Annotated in this window: 15 protein-coding genes and 1 pseudogene; 10 read left to right on the top strand and 6 right to left on the bottom strand. The window is 51.2% G+C overall.

Annotated features, from left to right (window positions below):
• Nucleotides 1-1,505 (bottom strand): Ig-like domain-containing protein (locus DW47_RS16485; protein WP_241430755.1); only part of this gene is annotated, 1,505 nt, incomplete at its 3' end.
• 12 nt (nucleotides 1,506-1,517) lie between these two features.
• Nucleotides 1,518-1,898: pseudogene (locus DW47_RS17910) on the bottom strand (BapA/Bap/LapF family prefix-like domain-containing protein); the annotation flags it as partial.
• A gap of 915 nt (nucleotides 1,899-2,813) precedes the next feature.
• Here DW47_RS17910 and DW47_RS0113020 point away from each other — a divergent pair.
• From DW47_RS0113020 to DW47_RS0113045, 6 genes are all read left to right on the top strand, one after another.
• The gene (locus DW47_RS0113020) at nucleotides 2,814-3,485 is read left to right on the top strand and encodes a YecA/YgfB family protein (protein WP_029686856.1); all 672 of its coding nucleotides are present in this window, start codon (nucleotides 2,814-2,816) and stop codon (nucleotides 3,483-3,485) included.
• 65 nt (nucleotides 3,486-3,550) lie between these two features.
• A complete protein-coding gene (locus DW47_RS0113025; RefSeq protein WP_029686857.1) occupies nucleotides 3,551-3,988 on the top strand; it encodes a hypothetical protein in 438 nt (145 codons plus the stop codon).
• A 290-nt stretch (nucleotides 3,989-4,278) separates the two neighbouring features.
• Nucleotides 4,279-5,349 (top strand): sugar ABC transporter substrate-binding protein, encoded by a 1,071-nt coding sequence (locus DW47_RS0113030; protein WP_029686859.1) that lies wholly within the window; start codon nucleotides 4,279-4,281, stop codon nucleotides 5,347-5,349.
• Nucleotides 5,350-5,361: 12 nt separating this feature from the next.
• Entirely contained in the window at nucleotides 5,362-6,603 is a 1,242-nt protein-coding gene (locus DW47_RS0113035) for an LVIVD repeat-containing protein (protein ID WP_029686860.1), read from the top strand.
• Between the two features lie 241 nt (nucleotides 6,604-6,844).
• Complete coding sequence (locus DW47_RS0113040) at nucleotides 6,845-8,113, top strand: flavin-containing monooxygenase (protein WP_038027578.1); 1,269 nt, start codon at nucleotides 6,845-6,847, stop codon at nucleotides 8,111-8,113.
• A gap of 130 nt (nucleotides 8,114-8,243) precedes the next feature.
• Entirely contained in the window at nucleotides 8,244-8,876 is a 633-nt protein-coding gene (locus DW47_RS0113045) for a glutathione S-transferase family protein (protein ID WP_029686862.1), read from the top strand.
• Nucleotides 8,877-8,892: 16 nt separating this feature from the next.
• Here the strand turns inward: DW47_RS0113045 and DW47_RS0113050 are convergent, their stop codons facing one another.
• The 4 genes from DW47_RS0113050 to DW47_RS0113065 all read right to left on the bottom strand — a co-directional run bounded on the left by DW47_RS0113050 (nucleotide 8,893) and on the right by DW47_RS0113065 (nucleotide 14,692).
• Entirely contained in the window at nucleotides 8,893-9,675 is a 783-nt protein-coding gene (locus DW47_RS0113050; RefSeq protein WP_029686863.1) for a hypothetical protein, read from the bottom strand.
• A gap of 105 nt (nucleotides 9,676-9,780) precedes the next feature.
• Nucleotides 9,781-10,509 carry an amino acid ABC transporter ATP-binding protein gene (locus tag DW47_RS0113055; RefSeq protein ID WP_029686864.1) on the bottom strand — a complete coding sequence of 243 codons (729 nt, stop codon included), beginning with the start codon at nucleotides 10,507-10,509 and terminating at the stop codon, nucleotides 9,781-9,783.
• Nucleotides 10,506-11,741 carry an ArgE/DapE family deacylase gene (locus tag DW47_RS0113060; RefSeq protein WP_029686865.1) on the bottom strand — a complete coding sequence of 412 codons (1,236 nt, stop codon included), beginning with the start codon at nucleotides 11,739-11,741 and terminating at the stop codon, nucleotides 10,506-10,508. The genes DW47_RS0113055 and DW47_RS0113060 overlap by 4 nt, the downstream gene beginning before the upstream one ends.
• Nucleotides 11,738-14,692, bottom strand: coding sequence for an FAD-dependent oxidoreductase (locus tag DW47_RS0113065; RefSeq protein ID WP_029686866.1), 2,955 nt, complete (start codon nucleotides 14,690-14,692; stop codon nucleotides 11,738-11,740). Before DW47_RS0113065 ends, DW47_RS0113060 begins: the two co-directional genes overlap by 4 nt.
• 90 nt (nucleotides 14,693-14,782) lie before the next feature.
• Here DW47_RS0113065 and dapA point away from each other — a divergent pair, with 90 nt between their 5' ends.
• The 4 genes from dapA to hydA are packed head-to-tail and all read left to right on the top strand — an operon-like array spanning nucleotide 14,783 to nucleotide 18,705.
• A complete protein-coding gene (gene dapA, locus DW47_RS0113070; protein WP_029686867.1) occupies nucleotides 14,783-15,679 on the top strand; it encodes a 4-hydroxy-tetrahydrodipicolinate synthase in 897 nt (298 codons plus the stop codon).
• 15 nt (nucleotides 15,680-15,694) lie between these two features.
• On the top strand, nucleotides 15,695-16,528 hold the full coding sequence (locus tag DW47_RS0113075; RefSeq protein WP_029686868.1) for an ABC transporter substrate-binding protein: 834 nt from the start codon (nucleotides 15,695-15,697) through the stop codon (nucleotides 16,526-16,528).
• Between the two features lie 18 nt (nucleotides 16,529-16,546).
• A complete protein-coding gene (locus tag DW47_RS0113080) occupies nucleotides 16,547-17,293 on the top strand; it encodes an amino acid ABC transporter permease (RefSeq protein WP_051150961.1) in 747 nt (248 codons plus the stop codon).
• A complete protein-coding gene (hydA, locus tag DW47_RS0113085) occupies nucleotides 17,290-18,705 on the top strand; it encodes a dihydropyrimidinase (RefSeq protein ID WP_029686871.1) in 1,416 nt (471 codons plus the stop codon). Before DW47_RS0113080 ends, hydA begins: the two co-directional genes overlap by 4 nt.
• Nucleotide 18,706 lies beyond the last annotated feature (1 nt).

An 18,706-nucleotide genomic window follows, 5' to 3' on the forward strand; every position in this document is an offset into this window, starting at 1 on the left:
GCCAGTGCTGGCAGAGTGGCACTCCAGTTGCCGTCTTTGTCGGCGGTGGCGGTGCCAATGACCTTGCCGTTATCCAGAATGGTGACGGTATCGCCCGCTTCAGCACTACCTTTAAGGATCGGCGTGCTGTCATTGCTGGTTTTGCCACTCAGATCATCACCGGCCGCATCCGTCAGGGTGATCCCTGAAGCCGCCGCCGGAGCGGTGGTATCAGTGGTCAGGGTAATGGCCGCAGAAGGCTGGCTGGTATTCCCGGCCGCATCGGTGACGGTGGTGGTGAAACTGTGCGCACCGTCGGCAAGGGTCGGCAGAGTAGTACTCCAGTTGCCGTCTTTGTCGGCGGTAGCCGTGCCAATCACCTTACCGTTATCCAGAATGGTGACGGTATCTCCCGCCCCAGCATGGCCTTTAAGTACTGGCGTACTGTCGTTGCTCGCTTTACCACTCAGATCATCGCCCGCCGTATTGGTCAGGGTGATCCCTGAAGCGGCAGCCGGAGCGGTGGTATCGGTAGTCAGGGTAATGGCCGCGGAAGGCTGGCTAGTATTACCCGCGGCATCGGTCACGGTGGTGGTGAGGCTGTGGCTGCCATCCGCCAAGGTCGGCAGGGTAGCGCTCCAGTTACCGTCTTTATCCGCGGTAGCCGTGCCAATGACCTTGCCGTTATCCAGAATGGTGACGGTATCGCCCGCCTCAGCGCTACCTTTAAGGATCGGCGTGCTGTCATTACTGGTTTTGCCACTCAGATCATCACCGGCCGTATCGGTCAGGGTGATCCCAGAAGCCGCCGCCGGAGCAGTGGTGTCGGTGGTCAGGGTAATGGCTGCGGAAGGCTGGCTGGTATTACCGGCCGCATCGGTGACGGTGGTGGTGAGGCTGTGCGCACCGTCTGCCAGTGCTGGCAGAGTGGCACTCCAGTTGCCGTCTTTGTCGGCGGTGGCGGTGCCAATGACTTTGCCGTTATCCAGAATGGTGACGGTATCGCCCGCCTCAGCGCTACCTTTAAGGATCGGCGTGCTGTCATTACTGGTTTTGCCACTCAGATCATCACCGGCCGCATCCGTCAGGGTGATCCCAGAAGCCGCCGCCGGAGCGGTGGTATCAGTGGTCAGGGTAATGGCCGCAGAAGGCTGGCTGGTATTCCCGGCCGCATCGGTGACGGTGGTGGTGAAACTGTGCGCACCGTCGGCAAGGGTCGGCAGAGTAGTACTCCAGTTGCCGTCTTTGTCGGCGGTAGCCGTGCCAATCACCTTACCGTTATCCAGAATGGTGACGGTATCTCCCGCCCCAGCATGGCCTTTAAGTACTGGCGTACTGTCGTTGCTGGTTTTGCCTTCGATATTATTCCCTGACGCATCAACGAGATTAAGATCACTTGCAGTTTCCGGGGAAGAAGAGTTTGACTGGCTGGAATTAGTCGTGCCGGAATGATGGTTGTTGGCCCCAACCATCATTGCCCCACCCCCCAGTAATACGGCGCCAGCTAACAATGCTGTATCAAACATCGTTGAACTTCCGGAGGCCGGAATGGCATCAAGGCTGGATATTTGAGAAAAATGAGGACTGTTTCCACTACTGTCCAGCCACCATAAAGCGCCGTGATTATCTTCTAGCACTAGATCACTGTGCTGACCATTATCTGCGACAACATAAAAATTTTTTACTGTCAGATGCTCGCCCGAGGTTGTAACGATGAGGAGATCATTACCCTGCCTACTTAGTGATGCTATTTGTTCACGGCTAAGATGAAGCAGAACAGTGCTTTGAGTTGAAAGCGTGACATTTGATGAGTTCAGAGTGAGTTTCTCACCAGTGCTTTTTATCGTAATAGAGATATTATCCATAGTAATAACAGTACCTGTAAAATATTCATAGAACTGAATATGACCAGGCATCATGCTTTTTACGCATATAAAATACGAAAAAAGCAATGACAGCTTCTGGTCTGTAATGTTTACCTGGAGTAAAAATTATTGTTTAAAAATCGATCTGAACAAAAATGACACGGTATTCGTTAATCAGTCACTGGTTTATCTGATTTAATTTTTTATAAATTATAGTGTAGTGAAACTTATATGATGGTGGGTTTTGTTAGCAAGTTCTTTTGGAAAACTCACTTTTCAGCATAATCCTATACTCTTTTTTTTGTTGTTTTTTTTCATAAAAAACAACAGGATACTAAATTGTTTCATAATGTTACTGCCATTTGTTGATCTAAATCAACACGTGAAAAAATTTTCAGTGGTAAAATTAGATTGGCATATATAATGCATGTAGGTATGTAATTTGTTGATTTATATGGCCTTTTGTTTTATTTGCACTCACTCCCACCGACCATAGTCACTATAGTAATTATTCTTAACTGTTAATTTTTTTAACTGCTTTAGGGGGGATGCCCCTTTGTTATGGGCCTATGGTAGTCTCTATGGAGGAGTGTAAATTCTCACTCAGTTTAGGAGGGAAAGCAGTACGTTAGGAGCAGTAATAAAAAACTTTGTGCAGAATTTTTTTCGAACCATATTTGATAATTAACATTTCATTTTTTTCGATATAATTACCTCTGTTTATTATTTTAAGAACACCCTGTACCTCGGTCAGTAATTAATCCTGTGCGTATTATATGTGCGTTCAGATAAGTAAACACTGATGGTGATATATTAGAGTGAGTATATAATAGTCTTACTTTTAATAGGGTTTAAAGAACTATAAATACCTTTTAACCCTTCAAGTTATTATTTTCTAGTTTACCACCAGTAAGGTAACAGGCTGTTATAATCGGTGATTAACCGGCAGCAGAAAACAGGAGTAGGAAAATGGCAGAAGGTCCGTTAACAGAAAAAGAGCTGGAATGGCTGGATGAGGTATTTGCACAGTACGGTGATGAGGCCTCTGTGCTGGATGTCTCTGGGCTAGATGGCTATTTGACCGCTATTCTCTCCGGGCCGCAGATACCGGAACCGGAGCGCTGGCTAGTCGAAGTATGGGGTGGAGAGAGAAAGCTGCCTCGCTGGCGTTCTGAACGGGAAATGGACCGCTTTATGGCGCTGACCTTCCAGCATATGGACGATATTGATCAGCGACTGTCACAGTATCAGGATCAGTTCGAACCGTTGTTTGGTAGCCAGGAAGTGGAAGGCGACGAGTACATCGTGACCGAAGAGTGGTGTTACGGTTACCTGCGCGGTGTTTCGGTGGCTGGCTGGCCAGCATTACCTGAGCATATTCAGTCAGCCTTCGAAACCATTGCCTTACATGGGCGGGAAGAAAACCTGCAGCAGCTGGAAATTCTAACCCCGGGTGAGTACCAGAAATCGGTCGATGCTATCACTCCGGCAGCACTGGCCTTGTATAACTACTGGTTGGAGAACCGCAGCGAGACTGAAACGGCCGTCAATGTTCCCTTTGTCGCCGAGGTCACCGCTGGACGGAACGACCCTTGTCCTTGTGGCAGCGGTAAAAAATATAAACAGTGCTGCCTGCACTGATAACACGACGGGGCCATCGTGGCTCCGTCAGACTGAAAATCGCCATTACCTCACGGAGTCCCTCTATGACGGTCTGCTTTTTTTCGATTACGGCCCATGCGGTGAGCTTTCACACTGCGCAGCAGCAGTTGCTCTGTGAACTGAACGGCGGCTATGAGGATGCTGGTGCTGGGATAATGGCCGCTGGGCAAGTCGATAACTATCAGTTGGAAATGCTGATTTATCGCATTGAAGAAATTCTAGAATCTCAAGGTGAACAATTACCTGCCGGTGCCGAAGCGATCAGCAACGACCCCTTGATCCATCAAGTGTGTGAACAGTATTTGGGCGGAGAAAAAGTCATCAGCCAGCAGAGTATTGAAACAGCGTTTAATCAGCTGGCAGACCGTCTCTCTTATGCCCCAATAGCACTATCAGCGTCACAGATCCCTGTATTCTGTTATTTCGTCTTCCTGCGTGAAATGTCCCATCACCTGCATATTCTCAGTTTACAGGCCGGTTAATTCCCCCAGTCTCTGGGTTACGGCGGCACTCTGCCGCTGTGATCACCGTTATTCGTTACTAAAGAAATTTTTTTGCTAAGTTGTGGCTACCTGTAGCCAGTATCCCTGTGGTTATGTAATATGACGTCCAGACATCCAGACGGATATACGTTTATAGTGTCACTTTTAAGAGATCCCGGGCAGTACTCTGTGGGTAAGAGATGAACCTTCATTGTTCCCAACACAGCTCTCTGGACAGACAGACAATGACAATAATCAGCTTGATCACAGGCGGACAGACAGGACCGATCATGAAAAAAATTGCACTCTCTTTATTAGCACTCAGCCTACTGGGCAGCACTGCGGCATTTGCCGACACAACCACACCGACGCCTCTTCCGGCAGCCTACGCCAATCATCATGGTCCAATCCGTATTGCGGTGATCCGTAACCTTGGGTCTGATGACAACACCACACAGTTTGTGGCAGGCGCGATTAAACAGGCCAGAAAACTGGGCTTTAAGGTCAGCACTTTTCTGAGTAACGGTGACGATGCCCGTTTCCAGGATTTCGTAAACCAAGCCATTACCCAGAAATATGATGGGATTATTCTGTCACAGGGCCGGGCGCCTTATTCCGAGAGCCTGGTGAAACAGATCACCAAAGCTGGCATTGCGGTATCGGTATTTGATACCGCGGTTCCGGACACTATCCCCGGTGTGACCGTCACCCGTCAAGATGACGCCTCACTGACCGATATGTCCTTTGGACAACTGATTAAAGACTTCCATGGTAAAGCCAATATCGTCAAATTATGGGTGGCTGGCTTCCCACCGATGGATCGTCGTGAGAAAGAGTATCAAAAGCTGCTGAAAGAGAACCCAGGCATCAAACAGCTGGAATCTCTGGGGGCGGTTTCGACCGATGTTCAGGGTGATACCGCCAACAAAGTCGGCGCGATCTTGGCGAAATACCCGAAAGGGAAGATTGATGCCATCTGGGGGTCATGGGATGCCTTCAGCCAAGGGGCTTACAAAGCGCTACAGGAAAATGGCCGTACCGAAATCAAACTGTATAGCATTGATATCTCTAACCAAGATCTGCAGATGATGCACAGCAAAAACAGCCCTTGGCAGATGACGGCCGCCGTCGACCCGCAGATGATCGGCGCGACCAACGTCCGTCTGGTGGCACTGAAAATTGCTGGGGAAACGACTCCCGCGACCTATGAGTTTAAAGCCTCTTCGGTCTCTCAGGCCCTGCTTAATAAGCAGAGCGGTGATGTGAACATGGCTAGCCTATCGAAAATCATCCCTGGCTGGGGCCAGAGTAACGACTTCGTTGCCCCGTGGTTTGCCACCCTGGAAGCTAAAGCCAAATAAGGGGGAGTCGCCATGAGCGGGCTACCTCAGCCTGAATACAGCCGCAATATGCGGCTGATTGGCCACAGTGATCAAGGCGGTCGTCCCGACGGCGTTCAGCTGATGGTCCACCGTGGCTACGCCTATATCGGTCATATGGTCTCTGCCGGATTTTCGGTGGTGGATGTGCGTGATCCCTGTCATCCAAAGACGGTGAATTACGTGGCTGCGCCGCCAGGCACTTGGAATATTCATCTGCAGGCCCACGATGATCTGTTGTTGGTGATCAACGCCCGCGATCTGTTTGCGGATGCGCGCTTTGCCGACGAAAAAGTCTATTACACTCGCCAGGTGGGGGATACCGTCCGCGATGTGCAGGACAAAAGCTGGAGTGCTGGGCTGCGTATCTTTGATATATCGACCCCTGATCAGCCACGGGAAATCAGTTTTCTGTCGCTGGACGGGATCGGTATCCATCGTATCTGGTATGTCGGCGGGCGTTGGGCGTATGTGTCAGCTCTGATTGACGGTTTCACCGACTATATTTTTCTGACTATCGATTTGGCGGATCCTCTTCAGCCGCAGGTAGCAGGGAAATGGTGGTTACCGGGCATGAATCAGCAGGCCGGAGAAACGCCAGATTGGCCGGAAGGTAAGCGTTATGCCTTACATCACGCAATCATCAGCGGTGATACCGCCTATGGGTGCTGGCGCGATGGTGGCCTGACCTTATTGGATATTAAGGATCGTAGTCAGCCGAAACTGATTAGCCAGCGTAATTGGAGTCCACCATTTGGTGGCGGTACCCATACCGCGCTGCCCTTGCCGGACCGTGACTTACTGGTGGTGCTGGATGAAGCAGTACTCGATCAGCAGCAGGACGGTGAGAAGCTGATCTGGCTGTTTGATATCCGTGATCCGAGTAATCCTGTCAGTATCTCGACATTTCCTCAGCCAGAAGAGGCGGATTATCTTGCCAAGGGGGCCCATTTCGGACCGCATAATCTGCATGAAAACCGCCCAGGCAGTTTTATCAGTTCTACGCTGATCTTCGCCACCTATCAGAATGCTGGTGTCAGGGCCTATGATATCAGCAACCCATATCGCCCGGTGGAAACCGGCGCACTGGTACCGGCAGCCCCACAGAAAATGATGGACACCCGTCCCGGACGCCCACAGGTTATCCAGTCCTGTGATGTGTTTGTCGATGCCGAGGGGATTATCTACAGCACTGATTATAACGGTGGTCTGTCGGTGATCGAATACCTAGGCTAACGCATAGCCGGTCATTCGACCGGCTATGTTTTGTTTATCGGTCGACCATCCACCTCATTCCACTCGCTTGCTACAAGGCTTACCGTCGCATGCCGTATTACGGCCTATCCTCACTAATTTATCGCCACTAACCAGTTTTTAAGTATTTTACTAAATCTGGCAGCATCCTTACCTTGAAGTCATTGATGATTTTTTGGTGCGCAGGCAGGCCTGTGCCATAACCCCGACAGGGATAGAGCTGATGACGACTGAAATACTGAAAACCGATACGCTAGTAGTAGGGGCAGGACAGGCCGGAGTGGCGATGAGTGAACACTTGTCGGCACTGAATATTCCTCATCTGGTACTGGAGCGTAACCGTATTGCCGGTCACTGGCGTAGCCGCCGCTGGGACAGCCTAGTGGCGAATGGCCCGGCCTGGCATGATCGTTTTCCGAATATGACGTTTGCCGACGTTAGTCCTGATGGCTTTGCGCCAAAAGAGAGTGTGGCCGATTACTTTGAGGCTTATGCCGCAAAATTTAATGCGCCAATCCGCACCGGTGTCGAGGTCAAAAAAGTCACTCGTCATCAGGGGCGTCCTGGCTTCACCGTCGAAACCTCTGAAGGAACCATAGAGGCACTGCGTATCGTGGCGGCCACTGGGCCTTTCCAAAAACCGGTGATCCCGCCAGTGATCCCGGCCGATATTGGTCTGACGCAGATCCACTCTGCGGATTACCATAATCCTCAGCAATTACCGGAAGGTGGGGTGCTGGTGGTCGGGGCTGGCTCCTCCGGTGTTCAGATTGCTGAAGAGTTATGCCGGGCCGGTAAGCCGGTATGGTTATCGGTCGGTGCTCATGATCGCCCGCCGCGCGCCTATCGTGGTCGTGATTTCTGCTGGTGGCTTGGGGTGCTGGGAGAGTGGGATGCCACCACCACCAAGCCCGGCAAAGAGCATGTCACGATCGCCGTCAGCGGTGCCAACGGTGGTTATACCATCGATTTCCGTAAACTGGCGAATGAAGGGGTGCACCTGGTCGGTCTGACGCAGGGCTATTCGGAAGGTACGGTAAGCTTTGCCGATGATCTGACGCAGAATGTGACGAACGGCGATGCCAGTTATCTGGGCATGTTACAGGCGGCAGATCAATATATTGCCCGCAACGGCTTGGATCTTCCAGAAGAGCCGGAAGCTCATGAGATCTTACCGGATCCCGCCTGTATGACCAATCCAACGTTATCCCTTAACCTGAAACAAGCGGGGATCACGTCCATTGTTTGGGCTACCGGCTATGCCACTGATTTCAGTTGGTTAGAGGTGGATACCTTTGATGCGCAGGGGAAACCAATCCAACAGCGAGGGATCTCTGCAGAGCAGGGTGTCTATTTCCTCGGGTTACCCTGGCTTTCCCGTCGTGGCTCAACCTTTATCTGGGGAGTCTGGCACGATGCCAAATATATCGCTGACCAGATCGCTATTCAGCGTCAGTATCTGAATTATCAGCCTCAGGGGCACGGCGAGTAATTTGCTGGGCGGTCTTTCAGAGAATAGGGGGCCGCCCAGATGATCACACAGAAGGTTAACGCCATTATGCTACAGTAAAAGTGTTTGCGGTTGCCTGTTGCCTCCGCCTGTCTTTTTTAATGGAAACCCTATGGTTACTCTGCATCATTTAAACGAATCCCGTTCTTTCCGTGTCCTCTGGCTGTTGCTGGAAGCAGATATTCCTCATCAGGTGATTTGGTATCAGCGTGATGCGGTGACTCACTTGGCACCTCCTGCCCTGAAGCAGATCCATCCGTTAGGGAAATCACCGGTCATTGAACTGGATGGTCGGGTGATTTCTGAGTCTGGGGCGATTGTTGAACTGTTGATTGAACGTTTTGCGCCACAGCTGCGTCCTGCTGCCGACACTGCGGCTTATGCGCAATACTATGAATGGATCCATTTTGCCGAAAGTTCGGCGATGGTGCCGGTTCTGATGCGGCTATTTAACAGCTTCGAAACCGCTGCCGGAACAGAATTACGCTGGTTGGAAAACTACGCCAATAACGAGTTCAGCAAAGTGTTTGATTACGTCGATCAGCAATTAAGCGATCGCCGCTATATTGCCGGTGAGCAACTGACCGGTGCAGACTTTATGATTGGCTGGGTACTGCTGTTATTACAGAAACGCGGCATGATCGATAATCGCTATCCGTCCATCCATCGTTATCTGCAGACCCTGTTGGCACTGCCTTCTCTACAGAAAGCCTTGGCGCAAGATAACGGTCCAGAGACCGAGTAATAGAACCTCCCGCCGCTTAATTAGCCGGCGGGGTGACGGTATTCAGGGCTGCCATTTGCTGACAGAGTTTCTCACGAGCCTGATCCAACATCTGCGGATTGGTGCGTGAAGACAAGCTATCGCGGCTTTTCCGCCCTAAGAAATAGTGGATCCGTTCGCTATTAGCGCCAGAAGGGTGGGGCAGGCCGCTGAGTATCCGGCGGCGGTCAATCAGCTGACGTTCGGCTAACATCTCAATCCCTTGGGTCGGCACCGGTCCGAGCGGCACAAACAGCGCATCGGGTAGCTGCTGTGCTTCTTGGGCAAAACCCCGTTCAATACTCTCTGCTAATAACGCGGAATGGCGGAACGACGGCGTATTATTGTAGTTTTTTCCCTGCACAAATAACGGTTGCGTAAACAGCGAAGTAAAATGCACCCGCGACAGATGGTGCGTGAACAGTTCAGCACAACTATCAATCTTCAGCCAGTCAGCCAGCCCGATAGCATCCAGTAACTGAGTAAGATTACGACGAATAGCGCCGCTGAACGCGCCATGTTGCTTGGCCTGATATAGCGCCTGCTCATCGCTGTCCCCCCGTAATAAGGCAGCCTGTGCAGCGGTCACCGCATTCAGCCACTGCTGATAGCCTGGGGTAATTCCCACCACCACCACCTGCGCCTGTAGGTTGAGATAGTCGAACGGAATATAGTATTCACTGAGTGCGCCCTCCTGATTCAGTAAAAAACGGTCTGGTACCCGGCGCACTGAATCGGGTTGAAAATCAATGATCGTTTGGCGAAACTGACTGAACATCATCAACGGGGGTCCTGGTGCCGAGTATGACGGGATCCTTATTCTAAAACCCCGATAGCGGTGCAGTCACGCCCTGATTATGCAGTGACTGCATGGCTATTGTCAGTACTAGTGGCTGATAATCTGACTCAGGAAATCTCTCGCACGCTGCGTTTTTGGTGCAGTAAAGAAGGCTTCACTTTCTGAATCTTCGATAATTTCACCGCTATCCATAAAAATGATCCGGTCAGCGATCCTGCGAGCAAAGCCCAGTTCGTGAGTCACGCAGCACATGGTCATCCCTTCGGCTGCCAATTCTGCCATCACTGACAGTACCTCGTTGACCATTTCAGGATCTAAGGCCGATGTGGGTTCGTCAAACAGCATCACTTTCGGTTCCATCGCCAATGCTCGGGCAATCGCCACCCTTTGCTGTTGTCCCCCAGAAAGCTGAGCCGGATATTTATGACTGTGTTGATCCATACCGACACGTTTAAGCAGAGCGTGAGCTTTCTCGGTAGCCTGCGCCTTACTGCGTTTCAGTATTTTGATTTGTGGGATCATCAGGTTATCCAGCACACTCAGATGCGGAAATAATTCAAATGATTGAAAGACCATGCCTGCTTTTTGACGCAGCTCAGGCAGATGTGTCTTACTGTCACCGCAGGACAGTCCATCGACGTAAATTTCGCCTTTCTGAAAGGACTCCAAGGCATTGATACATTTGATCAGCGTCGATTTACCCGATCCTGAAGGGCCGCAAATGACCACGACTTCTCCCTGCTTGATCGCCATTGAACAGTTTTTTAGGATCTGAACGGATCCATAATGTTTATCAAGATTTTTAACAGTGATCATAGTTTGCCTCCAAGAAGTGAATTCAGGCTGCTGGCGATAATATGTGTGGCATGGCGTAAGTCTTCAAGACCGACACGCTCGTCTGCACGGTGTCCATTGGCCTCAAGATAGGAGCGCGGTCCTGCGCCGTACATAATCGTGGGAATACCGGCACGACTGTACAGGCGCGCATCGGTATAGAGAGGGAGGCCGACCTGAGGAATGGTCATGCCGAGTCGCTTTTCTGCCTGCTGGCTGAAGATATCCGCGAGGGCTTGGCTGTTCCCTGTGGGGGCAAAGGGTTCAGAGAGTAGAATACGTTCAGCAGTCACTGTGATAGCGGGGTGTTGATCAGCAAAATCTGTTATCAGATCCAAGATCTCCTGCTCAACGAGTTGAGGATCCTCCTCAGGAATAATACGACGATCTAGACGCAGCGAGAAGTTATCAGAGACCACATTGGTATTGATCCCACCCTTGATCAGTCCGATCACTAGGGTTGGCTGGTCGATCCCACTGACTGATGAGTGCTTGTCGCGTAAGGTATCGCGATATTTGTAAATCTCCGCCATTAAAAGATGGCCGGTTTCGATAGCGTCATGGCCAGTATCCGGGAATGCCGCGTGTGCGGACTTTCCGGATACCTTGATTTCAAGGTGCAGGCAGCCGTTGTGGGCGGTGACGACAAAATAGCTGAGAGCGGCACAAACTGCATAATCGGGTCGCGATGCGCCACTTTCGAGCAACCAAGCTGGCCCGGTATGGCCTCCGGTCTCTTCATCGTAAGTGATATGTAATTCAACACTGCCGTTAAGGGGGGCAGCACTGTGTTTTAAGGCCAGCAGCGCATAGGTATAGCTAGCGATATCTGATTTTGACACCGCAGCACCACGACCGTATAACCAGCCATCCTCAATTTCTGCACCATAAGGATCTTTGGTCCAGCCACTGCCGGGGGGAACAACGTCACCGTGGGCGTTAAGCGCCACTACCGGACCCTCGCCAAATTTATAGCGGACGATTAGGTTGGTGGCGCTAATCATTCCAGCTGCGCTCACCCTTTCTGCAGGGACGGTCAGCACGTCGACGTCCAAACCCAGATCGCGTAATAACTCTGCGGTCATTAACGCGTGAGGCGTACAGTCGCCGGGTGGGTTATCGGAAGGTTTACGGACCAGCGCTTGTAACATGGCGACTTCGTCAGCAAAGTGGTCATCAATCCATGTGCTTATTTTCTGACAAACTTCAGTCATGAGTGCGTTTTCCTTCTTGATGAGTCGAAACGACGAATGTGGAAAGGGTCAATATTGATATCAGAGCGTCCGGTCAGGATTTGCTGAGTCAGGTTGTGGGCGACTACCGGTGCTAGGGTATAACCGTTTGAGGTGACTGCGTTCCAGAAGCCCGGCACTCCCGGTAGATCGCCGATGATCGGTGCTCCATCAATATTAATGTTCATGCCCGCCCAGCTGCGAACCATATTAAGCTCACCGAGCGGAGGTAAAACTTTTGATGCCACCCAGAGGTTGCCTTCAATGCTTTCGCGTAAAACCTGATTCATCCGCATCTCAGGGTTGAAGCCAGCACTCCAGCCTCCGCCAATCAGTAAGCTGCCGTGGGCAGTCTGCTTCAAGCTGAGATGTCTTCCGGCATGGGCAATCAGGTGATCAATCAGTACCGGCGCGCGCTCGGTGACAATCATCTGTAAAGGCGCACCTTTTACGGGGATCTTTGCTCCCACCATCTCCCCCAGCGTTTTTGACCACGCGCCGGCAGCATTGATGATCTGCCCAGCAATAATGATCCCACGGCTGGTGGTAACCTTAAAACGGCCATCTCTCTGTCGCTCAATAGCCTGAACATCCGTACCGCGCTTAAAACGGGCTCCGGCCTCACGGGCCAGCCGGTTAACCACATAAGTAGCGCGTAGAGGATTAATTTTTCCTTCGTCGGGACAATATTCGGCCCCGAGTAGGTGAGGAGATAGATGAGGGGAGAGAGCTGCCAGCTCGCGCGCATCCAGAAGCGTGGCATTAATCCCGTAGCGGCGCTCAAGCGCCACTTTCTGCTCGAGTTTCTGCATTTCTTCAGGTGTCTCAGCGACCATTAACCCGCCAGTGATTTTTAACTCCAGCGATTCACCACTTTTCTGTTCCAGTTGTTGCCACAACCGCACCGATTCCGGTCCCAGCGGTAATGTCTGTGCTGCTGGATCGCCGCCGCATTCGGCTCTCTCTCCGAAATCAAAAGATAACAGTTGGACATGCAGGCTGCCGGCATTGGCCCCTGATGCCTGAAGGTTGATATCATCACGCTCAGCCACTAATACCTCTGCGCCAGCAGTTGCCAGATAAAAGGCGAGACAGTTACCCATTACGCCCCCGCCCACTACCAGAAAATCGGTATGTTCAGTGGTAAAAGGAGGTGTTTCTATAGCACGGGCCAGATTAGGCGTAATCGCAGGTTTATGTCCTCCCCATTCCGGTTTCTCGGCAGTCAGAAAACGGACAGGTACCGGCCTTACTGGTAAACGCGGAGCAAAGAATCCTTCTACGGAGAGCCGGCGCTGGGTCATTTCACTGACCAGTTGCGCCACCACACCGGCGCAGGTTCTGCCCTGACAAAGTCCCATCCCGGTACGCAAATTACGCTTCAGTGCTGCGGGTGTATCCAGACCCGATCTAATGGCATTCCGCAATTGCCCAACGGAGATATTTTCACATCGGCAAATGATCGTGTTATCAGGTAATCCAGACAGAGAGACGGGAGGAGCCTGATATATTTTCCATAAGGCATGCTGGAATTGCTCTGCATGATGTAATTGCTTCACGGTAAGCGCAGGACGTGTCACACGGAGCGGAAAACCGAGATTTTGTGCTGCGCGTTGCCCGGCCAGTGTCCCGCGGGCCATCGCGACTCTGGCTCCCCCCAGTTTAGCACCGTCGCCAATCACAAAGACCCCAGGCACACTGCTGGCACCGTCTTGATCTGTCACAATGATCGGTGTACTGAAAGGCAGTGTGTTCAGCTGCTGTTTACAGCCCAGCATTCTCGGGATATCTGTCGAAGGGATAAAACCATGCCCCAAGCACAGGATATCGCACTCAATGCGTCTGGCGCTGCCAGGGCGCATTTTGCCCTCAGTATCAACCGACATTACGGTGACAGCTTCTAGCCGCTTATCACCATGAGCTTCCACCACCGTTTCTCCCCAGAGAAACGGAACGCGTTCATGTTTCAGTATCGTTAAGTAGTGACGGCCCTTTAGCAATAGGTCAGGTGCCGTTTTTAGCATGGTCAGTAGATGCCGGATCTGCCTGATACCGGGCTTTTGTGCACTTTCCAGTACGGCACAAACTTTGCCGCCAGCCTGCAACAGCTCTGCGGCGAATTGTAAGTTTAGCGGACCGTTACCGCTGACCAACACCTTCTGACCGGGAATGACTTGATAGGATTTTGCCAGTGTTTGGCCAGCACCGGTGGTCATGACGCCCGGTAACGTCCAGCCGGGAAATGGGACCGCTCTTTCATAGGCACCAGCAGCAATAATCAGCTGGCGGGGGCGGATAACATGGGGGATCCCCTGAATAGTGGCCGCGATTTCGTCGGCAGAAAAGGCCGCCCACACTATCGCACTCTGAATAATCTCGACACCGGCATCTCGTACATCATCAGCCAGCTTTTTGCCCTCAGCCCATTGAGAGGGTAACTCACCACGATACTGGTGTGACGCCGCCAGAGGTTTAAAAAATTGTCCGCCGGTCTGCGGACGTTCATCAAGCACCTTAACCCGAGCACCACAGCGCGCAGCAGATAAGGCCGCACTCAGACCGGCCGGACCAGCTCCAATCACCAACAGATCGCACTCTGAAATGACCGGAGGTTGAGACGTTACTGGGAGATTACCTGGAGCAGGTGATCGGCGATGTAATGAGGTGGAGATACGCATGTTATCTTCCACCAGCGTCATGCAACTGCGCGGTATACCAGCACCTTCCACCTGAACCACGCACTCGTAACAACTGCCCATCCCGCACCACAATCCTCGATGGCTGCCCTCTTCAGTTTGGCGAATAGCTACCTGATCCTGCCTAGAAAGGGCTGCTGCAACGGTTTCACCTGGGATCGCCATGATCGGCTGATGATCCACGATGAGCGTTACGGTCTGGGGGCTCTGCGAGATATTTGTCGTTTTCAGTTCCATAGTGCTTGTGATCTGCCAGTGCTTGTGTATACATTACGTATACGGTATACATTTCGTATACACAAGCATTTTCTCACGCTGGGAGATCCAATGACGACGTTACGCGGTACGTATACGGTTTTGATTACCCCTTTCACTCCTGATGGTTCAGCAATTGACGTGCCAGCTTTAGAAAATCTGGTAGATTGGCAGATTAATCAGGGAATTCATGGGCTTATACCACTAGGTAGCACCGGTGAGTTTTTATCGATGACCCGTGAAGAACGGCAACTGGTCACCGAGACTGTGATTCGCACCACCAGGGGGCGAGTACCGGTGCTGATGGGGACCGGAGCGGAGTGGACGCCAGAATGTGTGGAGTTAAGTAAAGAGGCAGAGTCTATGGGTGCGGATGGAGTGATGATTATCCCTCCTTTTTACAGCTGCCCTAATGAAGATGAGCTATTTGCCCACTACAAAGCCGTCGGTGAGGCGATTTCGATTCCGATCATGATTTACAACAATCCGGCCACGGCCAATGTCGATCTGCTGCCTGAGACAGTGGCGAGACTCTCTCATATCGACACGGTCAGCTATATCAAAGAATCCACCTTAGAAGTAACCCGGGTTCGCGACATAATTGAACTGTGTGGGGACCGGATGAATGTCTTTGCTGGCATTCTTGGTTATGAATCTTTCTGGCTGGGTGCCTGTGGCTGGGTGGCTGTGGCCTCCAACCTGATCCCCTCACTGTGTGCCGACATGTTTACTCAGGCTGTGGACCTCGAGAATAAAACCCGTTCCTTAGAGATTTACCGCCAGATTTTACCGGTCGTCAAAGCCGTAGGTGGGCCGCACTACGTAGCAGCCAGTAAAGCCGGTTTAACGATGATGGGCCTGAATGTCGGTATCCCGCGAGCACCGCGTCTACCGTTGGCCGCTGGCTTGGAGCAGCAGTTACACCATGAATTAAATAGCCTTGGGTTACTCAACTCTTTTTCCCGTTAATTTTGGAGAAGTCTGATGAATATAAAATTATCCTTACTGGCAACAGCGGCTGTGTTATCCACTGGATTAGCGGTAAATGCAGCTTACGCTGCCGATTGTTCCCCTCCTCAGGGTATTAAGCTGGTGCAGAATGGTGTGCTGGAAATGGCCACCAATCCGACGTTGCCTCCTTTACAGTACGTGGATAACGAAGGCCAGCTAAAAGGCATGCGTATTGAGCTGGGTGAGGACATTGCCAAACGTCTCTGTCTGAAGCCACATTATACCCGTATTGAATTCTCCGCGATGGTACCAGGCTTAAAAGGTGGGCGTTGGGACATGATCAATACCGGCATCTTTTTTACGCCGGAACGCGCCAAACTGATGTCGATGATCCCTTATGAGGAGCAGGCGATCAGTGTCTCTGTCCGTCCATCAGATGCCGCATCTATCAAAAAAATTGAAGACCTGTCTGGCAAAAGTGTCGGTGTGGAAATTGGTGGATTTGAAGAAGCCACCTTGCGTGACATGAGCAAAAAACTGGTCGCCGAGCACCTGAAACCGATCGATATCCATACCTTTGATAACTTCACTATCGCTTTCCAGGCCCTGAGTGCTGGACAAATGAGTGCCGTAGTCACCATTGATGCACTGGCTGCCGACTATCAGAAACGAGGCATGTTTAAGCAAGTGATTTCCGGACTCAATCCGACGCCGGTTGCCATTGCTTTTGCTGATCCGAAATTGGCCCAAGCGGCGGCAACGGTACTTAACCAAATGAAAGCTGATGGTAGTCTGACCACGTTATTCAAAAAATACGGCGTATCAATGACTTCTGGAACATTCAACGTTCAAGGTCCCTCATCTTAAGTCACAAGGAGTAACACTATGGTTCAGGGCTGGAGCTGGGAAGGATATTTTCATTATCTGACCAACCATTATATTTTTATGGGGGCAGTGAATACTGTCTACTTAACTATCGCTGGTATGGCCGGAGGCCTGGTGCTGGGGACAGTACTGGCTTTCGCCAGGTTGTCGCCATGGACCCTAGTGAATCAACTGGCCAGAGTTTATATCTGGATATTTCGCGGAACGCCATTACTGGTCCAGTTAATTATTATCTACACCGGTTTACCGCAAATTGGTATCCGCTTCACAGTGGTTGAAGCGGTGCTTATTGGTCTGATCCTCAATGAAGCCGCTTATCTGGCTGAAATTATCCGCGGTGGTGTTGAATCACTTTCTAAAGCACAGATCAATGCGGCCAAGGCTCTGGGCTTTAATCATTTTGGTGTCGCGCGTTACGTTATTTTCCCGCAAACCATGCGATTAATTTTGCCGGCGCTGGGCAACAGTTTTAATGGATTACTGAAAACAACCTCTGTGGCCTCGGTGATTTCGATGGAGGAGTTACTGCGCCGTACCCAGTTGTTGATTCAAGAAAAATTCATGGTGCTGGAATTGTTTATGGTAGCAGCGACCTACTACTTGATCCTCACCACTCTGTGGGACTTTATTCAGCGCCGTATTGAGCGACATTATGCCAAGGCCTATCAAAGTACTCACTCACCCACAGGAAAAAGTGCTGTTGCAGGCAACGTGGAAAAAATAACCATCAGTGAGGGGCAGCAATGAATTACGACCTTATTATCAAAAATGCGGAGATCATTACTGCGGCTGACCGCTACCATGGAGATATCGCCGTAAAAGAGGGCAAGATCCTGGCAATCGGTCAGGATTTAGTGGGCGACGGGGCTGAGCAGATTATTGATGCTGCGGGGCGCTGGGTCACACCGGGTGGGGTCGATGCTCATTGTCATCTGGACCAGCCTTCCACCGATGGGTCTGTCGGTGCCGATGACTTTTTTACCGGTACACGTTCAGCGGTATGTGGCGGCACCACTACCGTGATCCCGTTTGCCATGCAGTTCAAAGGACAGTCTTTGGCGGAAGCGGTCGCGGACTATCATAAGAGAGCCGGAGATAAGGCCTGCATCGATTACAGCTTTCATGTGATTATCACCGATGCGACGCCTGAAGTGGTTGCTGAAATTCCGGAAATGGTCGCCAAAGGGTATACCTCCTTTAAAATTTATATGACCTATGAAGCGATGAAGTTATCAGACTCACATATCTTGGATGTTCTGGAGGCGACCCGAGAATGTGGAGCCATGGCGATGATCCATGCGGAAAATGATGACTGTATTACTTGGCTGACTAAACGACTGAAGGCAGAAGGTAAGACCTCGCCGCGCTACCATGCTCGCGCCCATTCGGTGATTGGTGAGCGCGAAGCGACCCACCGTGCTATCTCACTGGCGGAATTAGTGGATGTACCGGTGTTAATTGTACACGTGTCCAGCCGAGCAGCTATTGAGCAGATTTACCTAGCTCGGGGCGAAGGCGTAAACATTTTCTCTGAAACCTGCCCTCAATACCTGTTTTTAACCGCGGAAGATCTGGGAATTGATGATGACTTTCACGGGGCGAAATGTATCTGTAGCCCACCCCCACGGGATGCCAAAAGCCAGCAGGCGGTCTGGACAGCGTTGGCTAACGGAACCTTTAGTATCTTCTCCTCTGACCATTGTCCGTTCAATTATGACGAAACCGGTAAGCTACTCCATGGGGAAGGGGCATCTTTTGATAAAGTACCAAATGGTATTGCCGGCCTTGAAACACGGTTACCGTTGCTGATGAGTGAAGGGGTGCGAAAAAAACGTATCAGTCCTGAGCGTTTTGTCGATCTCACCTCTACTCAGCCAGCCCGTCTCTATGGGTTATATCCGCAAAAAGGGACCATCAGCGTCGGGGCTGATGCCGATCTGGTTATTTGGGACTTTAGCGAGACAAAGGTCATTCGTAATGAAGATCTGCACAGTGCTGCCGATTTTACCCCGTATGAAGGGATGTCGCTGAATGCTTGGCCTGCGATAACACTGAGTCACGGTAAGGTACTATGGCAGGATGGTGTGTTTAATAGCGATAGCGGCAAAGGTAACTTTCTCCGCGCTAAAGCCCCTTTTCCGGTGCCTACCGCAGAATAAT

The organism is Tatumella saanichensis (genome assembly GCF_000439375.1).
GTDB lineage: Bacteria > Pseudomonadota > Gammaproteobacteria > Enterobacterales > Enterobacteriaceae > Tatumella > Tatumella saanichensis.